Annotated in this window: 11 protein-coding genes, 1 other RNA gene and 1 pseudogene; 10 read left to right on the top strand and 3 right to left on the bottom strand. The window is 30.9% G+C overall.

Annotated features, from left to right (window positions below):
* Positions 1 to 447 precede the first annotated feature (447 nt).
* On the bottom strand, positions 448 to 2,043 hold the full coding sequence (locus CC89_RS10585) for an ABC transporter substrate-binding protein (RefSeq protein ID WP_035291977.1): 1,596 nt from the start codon (positions 2,041 to 2,043) through the stop codon (positions 448 to 450).
* A 589-nt stretch (positions 2,044 to 2,632) separates the two neighbouring features.
* Here CC89_RS10585 and rnr point away from each other — a divergent pair.
* The 7 genes from rnr to CC89_RS10550 all read left to right on the top strand — a co-directional run bounded on the left by rnr (position 2,633) and on the right by CC89_RS10550 (position 12,541).
* Positions 2,633 to 4,843, top strand: a complete 2,211-nt coding sequence (gene rnr, locus CC89_RS10580) for a ribonuclease R (protein ID WP_035291974.1) — start codon at positions 2,633 to 2,635, stop codon at positions 4,841 to 4,843.
* A gap of 703 nt (positions 4,844 to 5,546) precedes the next feature.
* On the top strand, positions 5,547 to 6,398 hold the full coding sequence (locus CC89_RS10575) for an IS4 family transposase (protein WP_051931713.1): 852 nt from the start codon (positions 5,547 to 5,549) through the stop codon (positions 6,396 to 6,398).
* A 471-nt stretch (positions 6,399 to 6,869) separates the two neighbouring features.
* A complete protein-coding gene (smpB, locus tag CC89_RS10570; RefSeq protein ID WP_035291971.1) occupies positions 6,870 to 7,340 on the top strand; it encodes an SsrA-binding protein SmpB in 471 nt (156 codons plus the stop codon).
* Between the two features lie 274 nt (positions 7,341 to 7,614).
* Positions 7,615 to 7,968, top strand: a transfer-messenger RNA (tmRNA) gene (gene ssrA, locus CC89_RS19990).
* Positions 7,969 to 8,344: 376 nt separating this feature from the next.
* Positions 8,345 to 9,052 (top strand): tyrosine-type recombinase/integrase, encoded by a 708-nt coding sequence (locus CC89_RS10565; protein WP_035291966.1) that lies wholly within the window; start codon positions 8,345 to 8,347, stop codon positions 9,050 to 9,052.
* An 876-nt stretch (positions 9,053 to 9,928) separates the two neighbouring features.
* A complete protein-coding gene (locus CC89_RS10555; protein ID WP_035291962.1) occupies positions 9,929 to 10,456 on the top strand; it encodes a histidine phosphatase family protein in 528 nt (175 codons plus the stop codon).
* Positions 10,457 to 11,227: 771 nt separating this feature from the next.
* On the top strand, positions 11,228 to 12,541 hold the full coding sequence (locus tag CC89_RS10550) for an NUMOD1 domain-containing DNA-binding protein (RefSeq protein ID WP_185750739.1): 1,314 nt from the start codon (positions 11,228 to 11,230) through the stop codon (positions 12,539 to 12,541).
* Between the two features lie 110 nt (positions 12,542 to 12,651).
* Here CC89_RS10550 and CC89_RS10545 read toward each other — a convergent pair whose 3' ends face one another.
* Entirely contained in the window at positions 12,652 to 13,062 is a 411-nt protein-coding gene (locus CC89_RS10545) for a hypothetical protein (protein WP_035291958.1), read from the bottom strand.
* Between the two features lie 239 nt (positions 13,063 to 13,301).
* Here CC89_RS10545 and CC89_RS10540 point away from each other — a divergent pair.
* Positions 13,302 to 13,565, top strand: a pseudogene (locus CC89_RS10540) (propanediol utilization microcompartment protein PduB); the annotation flags it as partial.
* A 92-nt stretch (positions 13,566 to 13,657) separates the two neighbouring features.
* On the opposite strand, the gene CC89_RS10535 reads toward CC89_RS10540, so the two are convergent.
* Positions 13,658 to 14,551 (bottom strand): FRG domain-containing protein, encoded by an 894-nt coding sequence (locus tag CC89_RS10535; protein ID WP_035291955.1) that lies wholly within the window; start codon positions 14,549 to 14,551, stop codon positions 13,658 to 13,660.
* Positions 14,552 to 14,746: 195 nt separating this feature from the next.
* Here CC89_RS10535 and CC89_RS10530 point away from each other — a divergent pair, with 195 nt between their 5' ends.
* Complete coding sequence (locus CC89_RS10530) at positions 14,747 to 15,505, top strand: APH(3') family aminoglycoside O-phosphotransferase (RefSeq protein WP_051931711.1); 759 nt, start codon at positions 14,747 to 14,749, stop codon at positions 15,503 to 15,505.
* Between the two features lie 223 nt (positions 15,506 to 15,728).
* Positions 15,729 to 16,565 (top strand): AraC family transcriptional regulator, encoded by an 837-nt coding sequence (locus tag CC89_RS10525; protein WP_502685630.1) that lies wholly within the window; start codon positions 15,729 to 15,731, stop codon positions 16,563 to 16,565.
* Positions 16,566 to 16,789 lie beyond the last annotated feature (224 nt).

The raw sequence follows: 16,789 nt of genomic DNA, 5'->3' as shown, positions 1-16,789 counted from the left end.
TTACAATAAAGGGCATGGATGGATATTAATCCAAGCATGCCCCTTAATTTATAATCTACTTATGAATATGATTAAACCACAATAAGGTATAATGTGATGAAATTATGAAATTTCTCCTCCATGACTTGCATAAGAGCTCGGAACAATAAATTTAATTTAAGAAATTCTAATCTTTTAGCCATATAAAATTATCTAACGCTCACATTCAGCGTCCTGCCTCAGGTTCGCTAGCCTGGCGTCCTTTTAAGGGTTACGATAATTTTATCTGTCTAAAAGAAGAATTTCTAAAATTAAATTTAAACAGTTCCTTCGCTTCTTATGCAAGTCATTCCAGAGAAATTTCATAATTCAGGTAATGTAATGCTTTTTGTGGGATAATCATGAATATAATATGTTTATAATATTACTGATTATATATGATATTGCATTGGATTCGTTTATATCATATTATTTTTCAATAAAATACAATTTAGATAAGTCTTCAAACATGTATATTGGAACTGTTTTAGCTTTTTCTACTCCACCTATATTTGCACTTACGCCTATCATTGAAGCAGAGTAATCTATATTGTATTGAACAGCATCTTCAGCTAACTTCTTTTGAATAGTTTCATACATTTCTTTTCTTTTAGCTTCATTAGTTTCTATAGCAGCTTTTTTCCATAGTTCATCTAATTCAGCATTAGAATAGCCACTCCAGTTCATAGCGCCGCCTTTTACAAATAATCCTGAATAAGCGTCAGGTTCTGTACCACAAACATAAGCATTTAAAGTTAAATCAAAAGTTTTAGGAGTTTCTCCGAATACTTGAGAGAAAAATGCTTGCTGTTCAAGTGGTACTGGTTTAACATCTATTCCTATAGCTTTTAAATTTTCTTTAATAACATTAAACTGATTTACATCTTTTTCGTTTCCAGCTATATATCCAAATTTTAAAGTTGCTTTTTCTACATTAGCCTTTTTCATCAAACCTTTAGCTTTTTCTATATTGTAATCATAATGTTCAACTTTATCTGTGTAATATAAAGTGCTTGGTGGGAATACAGAATAAGCTGGTTTAGCATTTTCGATATTTTCAAATATACTCTTTAATAAATCCTGCCTATTTATGGCGTAACTTATAGCTTGCCTAACCTCTTTTTTGCCTAGAAGCTTATTTTCAAAGTTAAATACCATATATTCTGGCATAGATTCATCAAACTTATAAGTTTTATACTTATCATCTTTTGAATAAGTGTTGAATTTTTTCTCAGTTAAATAAGTTGCATTTACTTCACCATTTTCAAAAGCTATAGCACCACTATTTTTATCAGCAGATACTTTATAAACTATTTGATCTATATGAGGTTTTCCGCCAAAATAGTCATTAAATCTTTCTATAGTTAAGTGATCTCCCTTTTTCCATTCTTTAAATTTATAAGGACCTGAACCAACTGGTTTATTATTTTTCTCTGATTTAGCTAGGTCTTTTTCACTTTCATAAACGTGTTTTGGAATTGGACGTAACCCCCCAATAACTCCTTTAAAAGGCATATAAACTTGAGGTAATTTAATCTCTAAGTTTAAGTCATCTACTTTTTTCATTTCAAATTTTTTGCCGCCAATTAAGAAACTCTCTCTATCGCCTATACATTGTTTTTCATCCCATATAGTATTTATAGAGAATATAATATCATCAGCGGTTATTTTCTTTCCATCGTGCCATTTAAGATTGTCTTTTAACTTAATTTTATAAGTCAGTTTATCGGCAGATTCTTCTACTTTTTCTGCTAAATAATATCTAGTTTCATTGCTATCCATAATAAATAGTGGACTAAATAAAGCATTGTTAACAGTAAAAGTTACTCTGTTATCTTGATAAAATGGATTTAGTTTTGTAGGATCACTACCAAATGCAAAAACCATAGTTCCACCATCTTTAATTTTTTCTTCTTTAGCAGCAGCAGTTTTTGAATCTTTTTTGGACGTAGAATTTCCACAAGCTACAAGACCTAGACTGCATGTTACTGCAAGAAGAAGACTTAGTATTTTCTTCTTTTTCATTTAGCTTCCCCCCTATAATTAATGTCGGTTTAACCCGAAATTAATTATAGATTAGGTGGCAATATTTATCAATATGAAAAACACATTATAGAAAATTTGTATGAGAACAGCGGTATCTATAGTAAAAATGTATAAATAAATCGTATTTTGCAAAACATAAGTAAAAATATTCCTAATATCTTTGGAATATTTTAAATTTTGGAATTGTTATAATAAAAAATATGAAATATAAATATTTTTAAAGTATATAAATGTGGTTGTGCTTGCAAAATGTTAATGTATTAAGAAATCTATGGCAAAGTATGTAGTATAATGGTAATATGAGAATAATAAATATTGTTTTTGAAATAATATTAATGTATAAATTAGTATCATTTACAATCCAGCGAAAGGTAAATACGAGAGAAAATAAATTTTAGCCATAAGTTACAATAATAAAAGATATGGAGAGGAGGAAAAGTTACTGATTTACTAAGATTCAATGTGAAATATAATATTATAAGAGGATTTTAGCTGTAAATTCAATGTAAATATAGTATTATAAATTGATTTCAGATATGGATTTTAGATATATAAAGTAACGATAATTATGAATATAAGAGAAATTATTCTTTCCTTTATGAAGGAAAAAGCATATAAACCAATGGATATAACAGAATTAGCTAAGGTGTTTGGCATAGGCAAGAAAGAAATAAAAGCCTTTAAAAGCACTTTAAAAAGCATGGAGAAGGATGGTCAGATAGTTAAAACCAGAACAGAGCATTATGGACTTCCAGATAAAATGGGATTATTGCCTGGGAAACTTCAAAGTCATGCTAGGGGATATGGATTTGTCATAACTGATGAAGAAGGTCCAGATGTTTTTGTATCTTCATCCAATATGAATGGAGCCATGAATGGCGATAGAGTAATGGTGAAAATAACAAAAGAAAAAGCGGAGAATAAAAAATGTGAAGGGGAAATAATAAGAATATTAGAGAGAACTAATTCAACTATAATAGGAACTTATGAAGACAGTAGAAATTTTGGATTTGTAATCCCACATGACAAGAGAATAATACAAGATGTGTTTATACCAAAAGGAGAAAAAAATGGTGCTAAAAGTGGTGACATAGTAATCATAGAAATTACTCAATGGCCAGAGCCTAGAAGAAATCCAGAAGGTAGAGTGGTAGAAATACTAGGAAAAAAAGGTGAAAAGGGCATTGATATATTATCTATAATAAAGAAATATAAGCTACCAGAGGATTTTCCGCCAAAGGTGCTTAAATACACAGATAATATAGAGATGGAGATACCGGAAGGGGAATACAAGAGAAGAAAAGATCTTAGAGATGTAAGAATGGTCACTATAGATGGAGAAGATGCTAAGGACTTAGATGATGCAGTTTCTATAGAAAAATTAGAAAATGGAAACTATTATTTAGGAGTACATATAGCGGATGTTTCTCACTATGCAAAGGAAAATTCGCCTTTAGATAAGGAAGCTTTGAAAAGAGCTACATCTGTTTATTTAATAGACAGAGTAATTCCAATGCTTCCTAAGAAGTTATCTAATGGCATATGTAGTTTAAATCCAAGAGAAGATAGATTAACCTTGAGCTGTCTAATGGAAATAAATAAGGATGGAAAAGTTGTTAATTATGAAATAGTAGAAAGTATAATTAAAACAGATGAGAGAATGACATACACTGATGTAACCAAAATACTTAGGGATAAGGACAAAGAGCTTATGGAAAAGTATGATTACTTAGTAGAAGACTTTAAGGCTATGGAAGAGCTTTGTAATATACTTTATAACAAGAGGTTAAAAAGAGGAGCTATAGATTTTGACTTTGAAGAGTGCAAAATAATATTAAATCCACAGGGAAAACCTATAGACATTAAACCATATGAAAGAGCTATAGCTAATAGAATTATAGAAGAATTTATGTTAGTTTGTAATGAAACAGTGGCTGAGCATATGTTCTGGGCTAATACTCCTTTTGTATATAGAGTTCATGAAGATCCAGATGAAGAAAAACTAATGCACTTTAGTGAATTTGCTCATAATTTAGGGGTAGCTATAAGATGGGGAAATGAAATACATCCTAAAATGCTTCAAGGTGTAATAGAGCAAGTGAAAGGAAAGGATGAAGAAGTTGTCATAAACACACTTTTACTTCGTTCCCTAAAACAAGCTAGATATTCACCAGAATGCATAGGTCACTTTGGTTTGGCAGCTAAATACTACTGTCACTTTACATCACCAATAAGAAGATACCCAGACCTTATAATTCATAGGATTATAAAGGAATTTATAAATGGAAGATTAGATGAAAAGAAAACTAATAATTTAGTAAAAGCTGTAGATTATGCATCTATGCAATCTTCAGAAAGAGAAAGGGTAGCTGATGAAGCAGAAAGAGAAGTAGACGACTTGAAGAAAGCTGAATACATGAGTGAAAGAATTGGAGAAGAATATGATGGCATAATTTCCTCAGTAACAAACTTTGGAATGTTTGTAGAGCTTCCTAATACTGTAGAAGGACTTGTTCACATAAGTACATTAGATGATGACTATTATATTTATGATGAAAAACATCTTTGTCTAATAGGTGAAAGAACCAAAAAAACCTATAGATTAGGCAACAAAGTAAAGATTAAAGTAGAAAGCGTTGACTTAGATGCCTACGAAGTTAACTTTAAATTATTAAAGGAAGAAAAGCCTGAGGAAGAGTCAACAGAGTCTAAAGAAGAGGCTATACAATCTTATGAATATAAAATAATATCACTAGAAGATCTCGAAAGCGAAGAGTAAGAATATATTGAGAAGCAAGTGCCATAAGAAAAATCTGTCTTTAAGTTCACAATAAATATATTTTTTAGACTGTTCGCAATACGCCAAGAAATTCTAATGTTTTCAAATTTCAATACCCTAAAGCTTTCAAACTCGCTTCTGACGGCGCTCAAACATGAAAGCTTCTTAACGGGTATTGAAATTTGAAAACAAAGAATTTCTAAGGCTAGCTCAATAGTCTAAGAAAATATATTTATTGTTACCTTAAAGACAGATTTTTCAGTTCATGCATAGGCTATCAGAGGAGGAACACAGCTGACTAAAGGATGATTTTCCTCCGCTTCGCTATGGAAAATCTTTAATTTATAGATAGGAAAGGGTTCATAATCTTTTTTAGGCGGAGCCTTTCGTTTTAGTCCTTAGTCTCTAATCCCTAGTCCTCAATCACTCGTTATAAATCAACGGGCTCACGCCCAATGTCATTAAGTTAAAATGTAATAAAAAGTAAAAAATTCCTTTCAAAAACACTTTACATTTTAAAATTATCACAAATAATCAAAAAGAGCACATAAATTTTGTGTATTTCTAATGATTAAAGGTGATAAAAATGAAATTAAAAAAAAGCTTTAAAAAAGCCATGTTATAAAGTCAAATAATGATTGAGGACTATATATTTAAATGTTCGAATAGAACAAGTCCATCATACTTTACGAGGGCAGGAAAAATGGGATTTAAAGAAACAATGCTATTTATGCTAAATATGATAAACAAGTCTTTACAAGTAGAATTAAACAATTTTTTTGAAGTGATTTTGAAAAGAGAAGATACAATTTCAAAACAAGCTTTTTCAGAAAACAGGCAAAAAATTAATCCTAATGCATTTATTGAGCTAAATGATAAAATAGTAGATGTTATTTATGAAGAATGTGATGAATACAAGCTTTGGAATGGATACAGATTAACTGCCATTGATGGTACTACAATAGAGTTACCTAATACAGAAACCTTGAGAAATGAGTTTGGATATGCAAAAAATCAACACACTAGCGTAGCCATTGCTCGCGCAAGTGCTTCATGTCTCTTTGATGTGCTAAATAAGATTGTTATAAAAAGTAAAATATATCGTTTTGAAACTTCTGAAAGAAAAATAGCACTAGAATTAATTTCTGAAATAAAAAAAGTTTCTTCAATAAAGGACTTGATATTATTTGATAGGGGATACCCAAGTATTGAGCTGATGTCTACGTTGATTGAAAGCAATATTTATTTTGTCATGAGACTAAAAAATAATGTATTCAAGAAAAAAATTAATGTAGAAAAGCAGGATCAAATAATAGAAATTACACATGATAAAAAAACATATAAAGTTAGAGTTATAAAATTCTATCTTGACTCAGAAACTGAAGAAGTTTTAGTAACTAATTTATTTGATGAATCTATGAAAATTCAAGAATTTAAAGAATTATATTTTAAAAGATGGGGCATAGAGATAAAATATGATGAATTTAATCATAAAAACTTCTTGAGTTTTATCATTAACTCTTACTTCTTACTTTTTACCTCTTACCTGTTCTAACTTACAAATTTTCATTTATACAAATAACTGCCTTACGGCAAAATGAATTGAATTTTAGTTGTTATTTTATTTTAATAGGTACCATATAACTTTTCGAAAGGCTCCGCCTAAAAAATATTAGGAGCGCCTTTCTATCATAAATTAAAGATTTTCCATAGCGTAGTGGAGGAAAATCATCCTTCTTGTTTGAGGGATGCAAGGAGCGAGTTAAGGTTTTAGGGGATTGAAATCTGCAAACATGTAGAAGTTCTTAGCGTATTGTGATTAGTCCCAAATTACAATTGTTTCACGGACTTAAAGTGTGATTTTTCTTATTGCACTTGCTTCACAATATTCTTATGTTGCTAATTGAAAAGTGTACTACAAAATGATATACTATATAATAGACTAAAAATATACAAATGAGTTGCTCAGATGTGAGTTGTTCACATGAAGTGGCACAATTCAACTAAAATTTTAGGGGTGAGATAGATGCCTAAAGAAAAAGGAACGAGAACCTTAGCGGAAAATAGAAAAGCAAGACATGATTATTTCATAGAAGAAGTCTATGAAGCTGGAATAGAATTAGTAGGAACAGAAGTAAAGTCCATAAGAGAAGGAAAAGCTAATTTAAAAGATAGCTATGCTGATATAAGAAATGGAGAAGTGTTTGTAGTAAATATGCATGTAAGTCCATATGAAAAGGGAAACATATTTAATAAAGATCCATTAAGAGATAGAAAACTGCTTCTTCACAAAAATGAAATACTTAAATTAATAGGATTTACAAGCCAAAAGGGATACACACTAGTGCCATTATCTTTATATTTAAAAAATGGCATGGTAAAAGTAAGCTTAGCAGTGGCAAAAGGTAAGAAAAACTACGATAAAAGAGATGCTATGCTTGAAAAAGCTGCCAAGAGAGATATTGATAGGCAGATGAAAGAAAGAATGAGATTATAGGCATAATGTAATTGCTTTTTACAAGTATTTATACTTGATTAATTATTATATATATTGTATTATAATAACGTATCATGATTTTGACAGTTTGCTATATATAGGTGTATAATAATAGATACATTTTATTTATAGTGTAGTCGAAGTTATGCTTATGTTTTAAAAACTAAATATCGGTGGCGTTTCTATGTAATACATTTGGACTATAAACAGTAGGTTATGTATTTAGGCAGTAATTGCTTATTTTAAATGTTTATTGTTCAATATAAATTATCATGGGGGCGTAATGGTTTCGACGGGGGTACGTAGCTCCTGGGAAGCGAGTCGAGGGACCCATGGGCCCGCGTTAAAAAACTATGGATTTAAATATAAACGAAAACGATAATTTAGCATTAGCAGCTTAGTATAGTTGCTCGTCAGCCTAAGAGTCCCGCGACTTAGGGTCTGGCGTCGACAGCGGGGAAACGAGCCCTACAAAGCTTTGAGTAGGGAACGGAAATTATGAAGCTACCAAAACCAAAAGCCTGTCCTTAGGCGTTTGGCAGAGGGAATTTTAAAATAAGGACTGCACTCGGAGATGCTCAGGGGATGCGGCTTTCGGACAGGGGTTCGATTCCCCTCGCCTCCACCAAATACATAGTGTTATCAATGGTTTATAGCACTTTAATGATTAAGATTACTAGTTCGATTCGGAAGAAATTCTTCTGTGTCCGATACCTGTAATCTTTTTTATTTGAGGTGTTAAAATGGCTAAAAGACTACAATTAACAAAAAATGTTACTCCGATAGGGTTTGATAACGAGGTAACAGCAGAATACTTCTCCGTACAGGACTTTATTGAAAAACAGAAAGATTTTATCATCTGTAAGAGGTCACAAAACCTGTCTACAAGGACTTTGTATGATTATGACAGGGCATTTCTTTACATGAATAACTATATTTCTGAGTATTATTCGGACACCCAAATTCGATATGATATAACGCTGATAAGAGGGTATATTTCGTTTATGTTGGAGAAGGTAAGTCCTAACACTACCAATATCAGAATACGCTATTTAAAGGTATATCTAGCCTTTTTAGAAGATGAAGGATTTGTTAAGGATAGAATCAATGAAAGAGTAAAAAAGGTTAGGGAAGTTAAGAATGAAAAACAACCTTTAACTCAAAGTGATATAAAAAAGTTACTCAAGGTAATAAACATGACTTCATACGCAGGATTAAGGGATTACGTTATAATACTTCTCATGCTATCCGTAGGTACAAGGGTAAATGAAACTGTGAATATAAGGGTTAAAGATGTGAATTTAAAGGATAAGTACATCATCATAAACGGAGAAACTGCAAAGAACAGGACTCAAAGGATTGTACCATTGAACAATAAGTTACAACCATATGTTAAGAAGCTAGTGGAAATTGCTAATGATGTTAATAGCGAGTATTTGTTTTTATCAAGTGTATCACATAGCAAAGTAGCTTTATCTCATATTAAGAGTCAACTAATAGAGTATGGAAAGAAGGCAGGTTTGGATAAAAGTACCTCGCCCCATAAGTTAAGGCATACAGCATTAACTAACATGATAAAAAATGGAAGTAATCCATTAGATGTCTGTAGAATAGCGGGACATTCTTCTTTAGAAATAACCATGGCATACTATCATAACAGCATAAATGATTTACATAAGGCTATACAAAAAGATACTTTATCTGATTTATAGCACAAAAAGCCATAAAAAAGAGTGGTTAAGGATTTTATTTCCTCACCACTTTTTTACTATTGCTGTTACTATATATAGACAGAGTTTTGGTGACATATATTGACATTTGTAAAACCATTAGGAATACTCATTCTAGAGGGGAATTGTGTTGATTTTATAGTGGGAAAAATAGGACTTTCCTTGAATACAAATCCGTAAATTTTCCATTCATTCATACCAACAACAGAAAAGGGAAGAATTTTAGACATCCCCCTCCTATTTAAAAGAATAGTCCCATTAGTATTAATTAACTTGTTAAACTATTATAAGACAGGTTTTATTAAGAGGAGTTTTAATACTTATCTGCTTCGTTATCACTCAGCAATTACCTATTGCTTAAATTAATTTCTAAAGTATCTGAATCCGTCAAGATTCTATGTATTAACTAAGGGGCTTGCTAACCAATGCTTAATTACTAAGTGCTATATAACGGAGATTCTATTTAATGAGTATTAACCTATTTATAATTTAGCCATCCAATGAAGTAAAGGGGACATAGCTAAATCCTCATTCCCCAATAGCACTCCTGCTATCTTCTCCCATGTTTGTTTTAAGGTCAATTCCTTAGGGTTCAATCCATGTAAAAACCCAACACCCATTCAATAAGAATGAATCCGTAGAAGTTATTGCATCGGCATCTACGATTACCTTGGAGTTTTATAGGAAACTCTCAGCTTCTAACCTTTATAAAAAAACTTCTTCCTACTATATATAACAAGTTAATGCACTGTAAATGGGACATCCTATTTCAATTTGAACTATTGTAATTATATGGTATAATTTAATCAATATATTGATTCGACTTTGTAAAAAAGTGCGTATTAAAGGGGGAGAATTATGACAGTATTTTATTTAATTAGGCATGGAGAACCAACATATCAACCTGTTAATGATAGAAATTTTATTGGACATGGGTTGGATTTAGCACCATTAACTGAAATTGGAATACAGCAATTAAAAGAAACATCAAAAGACAATCGACTTAAAAATTGTGAAGTTATTGTTTCATCACCTTATACAAGAGCACTTCAAAGTGCATCAATTTTATCCAAGGAATTAGGAATAGATATAGAAGTTGATGTTGACTTACATGAATGGATACCTGATATAATAAACTTTCAACATAGAACCTCAGAAGAATGTTTTTCCTTGAGTAGAGATTTTGATTTACATAATGGAATACATCCTAAGGGTGAGGTCAAAGTGTGGGAAACTAAGGAAAATATGAAGAAAAGAATAAATGGGGTATTGGAAAAGTATTTGAAGTATAACAGAGTGATTGTAGTTTGTCATGAAATGGTTATAAAAACAATTGAGTATCAAGAGAAAGTTGCATATGGTGAAATTATTGAATATAGCAGATAAATAAGCAATAAAAAAATAATAAACTTGATGAACAATTTTCTTATAAGATGCATCAAAGTATAATTGCAGAAAATAGGTGAAAAGTCTATCCGTCAATGGCTAGAAGAAAATGGGGTTGATTATACACCTCTCAATACGGAATGTTTACTGGGTGTTATATTCGGCTTACTATACTTACATTTTTATAAGATATTTCTACGCATTTAGACCTATTGGTTTACTCCAAGTCTACGTTATGATAAAATGAAAATTAACAGCAAATCGGATACTCCGAATGGGACTTTTGATGAATAACTGCTACAAGCATTGATATAACTAGAAAAGTTAAGGCAAGTGGAAGCTTTCGGACAGGAGTTCGATTCTCCTCGCCTCCACCATGAAAACCACGACAGCTTTGACGTGGTTTTTTTTAATGCTTTTTAAACCTAATAAATGCTTAAAAGCATTTTATATTTTAGGATGTAATTTAAATAAAATAATATAAATTGGGTAATATTCCCATATAAAATCTTTCTTATATTCCTTTTCAGTTAATAAATCTTCTTAAATTTTTTATGATTTTATATCTTTTAAATATGTAACTTTTTGTTGGCTTATATATTTACAAGTATATTATTTGTGTATCTTATACGGTATTTCCTCTAAACTTATTTATATTTTCAGAAAAATTCAAGCGTTAAAAAATACCTTTGCTTAATAATATATAGCTTTATTAGTGGATACAAAACGTAATAAAGAACTGTTTCAAATTAATATACATGAATAATTTATATGATTGTACAAAAGATAATAACAAAAATATTATTAGGTGATAGTATGTCAAGATATATTCAAGATGATTCATATTTTGAAAAAATAGATAACGAAAGAAAGGCATATTGGTTAGGACTTTTATATGCAGATGGTTGTGTAAGTGAAAAAAGTGAAAATAATAAAATTATTATAATACAACTACATCCAGATGATAAATATATATTAGAGCAACTATTGAAAGATGTAAAGTCTAATAGGCCATTATATGTAAGTAACAAAGGATATGTTTCTATTAATATTAGTAGCACTAAAATGGCAAATGATTTAATAAAATTAGGTTGTATACCAAGAAAATCATTAGTATTAAAATTTGCAAATGAAAATATAGTTCCCAAACAGTTAATTAAACATTTTATTAGAGGATATATGGACGGCGATGGATGCATATCAACTTATATGAAATTAAGAAAAAATAGGAAAAGTCCAATGCTCATTTGTGAGATAAAATTTATTGGAACATACGATATGCTTTATGGAATAAAAAAATTCTTTAATTCAGAAAAAAATGTTTTAATAAATAAACATTCACCAAATATTTGTCAGATAAGCTTTACAGGTAGAAAATACAGAGATGTAGTAGATTCTTTATATGATAATGCTACTATTTATATGAAAAGAAAAAGAGAAAAATGGGAGAAATTTAAAAGATGTATAGATAGTAAAGAATGTAAAAGACAAGAAAAGTTGGGGAGAAAAATAGTTAAATTAGATAAAGATGCAAATTATATAGGAACATATGCTTTAAAAGATTTAAAAGAAGAGTTTGATATAGGTTCGATTAAAAAATGTTGTGAAAAAGAAAATCATAAATCACATAAAAATTTTATATGGCTATATTTAGATAAATATAATGAGTTTTTGGCAGATGAAATAGATATAAAAGCTAGATTAGGATGTAATAAAAAAACTATTAATAAAAAGTCAAGACAAATTAAAAAGGTAGAGCAATATGATTTAGAAGGAAATTTAATTAATACTTGGGATTCAGTTAATTTAGCAGCAGAACACTATAACACGACACCTAAGGCAATTCGCAGGGTTTGTACGGGAGAAAGAAAAACTTGCTGTAATTTTATATGGAGATATGTTGGCAAAATAGAAACTAAAAAAAATAGAGAGGTAATGCAGTATGATGTAAATGGAAATTTTATTAAAGAATGGAATAGTTTAAGGGAAGCAGCAGCTTTTTATGATGTTACATTTCAAGCTATTGAAAGAGCTATTAGTGGAAAATATAAAACTTCTTGCGGCTTTATTTGGTCTGATAAATGATGTGGACTATAAAGGTTACTAATTTAAGTATTTACTAAATTTGTACATTTTGAAGAGTGCGATTTGTCTTCAACAATAAAAAACCCATCACAAAAACGTGATGGGTTTTCCTATTTTATACTTATAAAATCTTCATAAAATTGTTCTTTTGCTTTAAGCATTTCATTAGAATATCTTCCATTTCGAGGAGTAACTGCTTTGTATTTCTCTAATATTAGTTTAGCTTTTTTCTTTTTACTTTTAACTATTAAATAGGGTTCAATTTCTAGTAAAAGATTTATTGTATCATTATGCTTGATTGTATAAATAAAGGAATTAGCATGTTTTTCTGAGTTACTATTTTCCTTATTTTTTATTGAACCCATTTTTGATACATCTTTTATCCATTTTAATAATTCAATTGAGGTTGAACTTATGCTTATGCAAGGAGACGGAAGTTCATTATTATTAGACTTTAAAAGCATAATACTACCTTTACTATCTATAATCCCACCTATATAGGCTTTTTCTTTAGAAGTCATATATATCATCATCCTTATTGATTTTATATTAGTATTTGCAAATATATATATAAATATAAGTAATTGCAGGAAAATAAGATAAAATTTTTTAGGATGTTTGAAGGGAACTATAGTATTATAATATGTATTTTGAAGTAAAAGAATTAAGTAACAAAGAAAATTTGACTCTAAAGAATTAAATTAGTAAAATTATAAAATCAACAGATAAAAAATTAATCTCAAAAGGGGAAAGATAAGTAATGAATAGACCAGCACCAATAACTGAATTTGTAGGAATAGTAAAATATGGAAACACAGTAGGGCTTGTTATAACAAATGTAGATAGCGTTTTGCGAGATAAAATGGGATTAGACAAAAGCCATAGAGCCATAGGCATTATAAGCAACAGGACTGGAGCAGGCTCCCAAATTATGGCTACTGATGAAGCAGTAAAAGCTACGAATACCAAAGTAGTAAGTGTTGAGCTTCCAAGACATACAGTGAATTTTTTAGGTATAAATTGTTTATAGCTATATTGAAAATAAGGAAAGGCTATCCCTAAGTGTTAATACTTAGGGGTAGCCTTTAAACTACTAAAATAAAAATTTTATCTTAATTAAGCTGAAGGTATCTGTCCTTCTTGTATTAGCTGGAGACTAATCTCCTCTGCTATATTGCAGAGGTCTGGAAACAAGGCAAATCTTGTTATACCATAACGTGTTAATTGGCGCTTGATGGAATCGATGCTTTCTGCAGCAATGCAAATCTTTAACAAATAATTAGAAGCGTCAGTGAACAGGTTCAAAGGCGTAACATCCTCAATACGAGGGAATACTGTGAAAGTTCCCCTTTGGGCTACTATCCTAGGGTTGTTCATAGGGCCAATTACGGCAGCAGGTTTTGTAGTGCCGAGTATTTGTGCATTAGGACCAAAGTAAAGGTCCACCACTGGTTCATCCACATTAGGGATATATCCAGGATTTACGAAGCTGTGGAATGAAAAAGCTTCATTCAATATTACGGGGTTGAGTACCCATACTGCAGCATCGTTTCCTACATCAGCAGCCGCTTGGGTAACGGCAAAAAACAAGCCTACAAATGCATCACGGGACCAATCCATTAGCCTGGTGGGTACGCCATAGTGCTGCATCTGGAACAGCCAGTGCCAGTAAGCCGCAGGTCCGTTGGGAATAGGGAATGATGGTAAGAACTGGACATCAGGTATTGCAAGAGATTTAAATTTCGATAGAAACAATATCTCATCCTTTGGGTTTAAAGGTGATCTTGCAATTCTTGGTATAAGATTAAATGACGCCTGAGGTTGACCACGGTACCATAATTCACAGTTTCTATTGCTTGGACAAATATCTCTGAATGTTGTGTCTATTATTCTCAAATAGTCCTGCACGGAGTTGGCACGGCCTATACATTGAACAACAGGGGCATCTATATTAATTTCATTGGAGCATTTTTTAGATTCAATTTCTATAGAATTTTTTAGATTACTCACTTTTGCACCTCCTCTAGTATCAGAATATGTACTACATGTCTATATTGCTACTGGGTTCAATAAGTTTAGACTGAAGTTTCATGGAAAGGATATTATTTTGGCACAATCATGAAATAAGGTATATAATAGATAAATAAAATAATATTTGGATAGTTTAAATTTATATGCTAAAAACATTAAGAAAGGTTGAGTAACATGTACTTACCAGAAAATATTCGAAATTTTATTAAGGGTATGGAGTTTCATAATGACAACGAAGGAATGTCAAAAGCAAAAGTAATAAAATGTAATGGAGAAAACAAAGAACTATATCTAAAGATAGAAAAAGTATCTGATGAGACAGAGAGAGAATATGGTATTTATAAGTGGCTTCAGGGGAAACTTCCAGTGCCAAAGGTCATTTGCAGGGTTATTGAAAACGGTACTTCGTATATGCTGATTGAAAAAGCAGAAGGTATTATGCTGGAAAACAATCTGTATAGAGACAACCCTCATTTGTTAATTAAGCTTGCAGCAGATGGAATAAATAGATTACAAAGTATAGATATATCTGAATGCAAATTTGACAGCACAATTGATTATAAACTAAAAAAGGCAAAAAAACGTGTAGATAATGGTCTTCATCTAGAAGTGGATCATAATAAATACACTGAGGGCATTGAAAATACAGATGAAGCATATGAGTATTTAGTGAAGAACAAACCAAAAGAGACATTGGTATTTAGCCATGGTGATTATTGTTTTAATAATTTCTTTACTGATGGAAAAAACATAACAGGATATATAGATATGGGACGCGGTGGTATTGCTGATAGACATCAAGATATTGCATTGTGCTTGCGTGAACTTTTAGATTTTCCTCCGGAATATACAGATAGATTTTTAAAAAATCTTAAATTTAAGCCAGATATGAATTTAATAAGATATTATATATTACTTGATGAATTGTTCTGATTATGAACATACTTGGAAACTATTGATATATACAAAAGAAAACGCATACGTGTACAGAGGAAAGACATATACCTATAAAGGGAAATACATAGGGTTGCAAAATGAAACAAGTATAATTATTTTTATGTTCTGTCAGCACATAGCATAGGAAGACAGGTATTTACTTCCTAAATATATTAACATTAGATATGAAAGGAGAGGGGATATGGATTGGTTAAACTCTATGAATAAAGCAATAGATTATATTGAGGACAATATTACGGAAAAAATAGAGATAAAGGAAATTGCAAAAATAGCTTTGTCCTCAGAATTTCACTTTCAAAGGATGTATTACATGATAACAGGGGTTACAATAAGTGAATATATAAGGAGAAGAAGGTTGTCTTTAGCCTCACAGGACCTATTTATGGGGGCGCGGGTAACTGATGTAGCTTTTAAATATGGATATGAATCCTTGGAGTCATTTTCAAAGGCATTTAAGAAAATGCATGGAATAAATCCGTCTAAGGTAAAAAAGCAAGGAGTAAAGCTAGTTTCTTATCCTAAGCTATCCTTTCATATTTCAATTAAAGGAGATAAAAGTATGGATTATAAAATTGAAAAGAAAAAGGGGTTTAAAGTAATAGGTAAGCAGAAAAAAATTAATATGAATGGAGGAGAAAACTTTAAGGCTGTTCCTATGTTTTGGGATGAATTAATGAAGGATGGAAGTTTTAAATTTTTTGATGAAAAAGCTGGGCAAATGGGCGTTTTAGGCGTATGTAAGGATTTTGATATGATTAAAAATGAGTTTAATTATATGATTGCTATAGAGGATACAATGGAAGCTTTACCCAAGGGGTATATAAAAGCTACTATCCCTGATGTAACATGGGCTATATTTGAATCAATAGGACCACTGCCTGAAGCTATTCAAACTTTAACAAGAAGAATATTCACAGAATGGCTGCCTTCATCTGGTTATCAACATGATTGTGCACCGGAGCTTGAAGTTTACTATAGTGGCGATACTAAATCAGAAGATTATAGATGCGAAGTGTGGATACCAATTAAAAAGTAAATATTTATCCGATGACTACCTGCCGTAACACTCCCACTTCTAACAAAGTGGGAGATAACGGCAGCTACGTCCCTGGATAACGATCTCTAACCTTCAGTTGGAGTAAAAAACCCATCACAAAAGCGTGATGGGTTTATATATTTTATGCTTATAAATTCTTTATAAGCATGCAGCATTAGTAATTCTTGATGAACCTACAGCAACTCTTGACCTATTAAGTGAAT

Source organism: Clostridium sp. KNHs214 (assembly GCF_000744935.1).
GTDB lineage: Bacteria > Bacillota > Clostridia > Clostridiales > Clostridiaceae > Haloimpatiens.
Note: the sequence above shows the minus strand (reverse complement) of the source record. Positions and strands in the feature narration are given on the sequence as shown.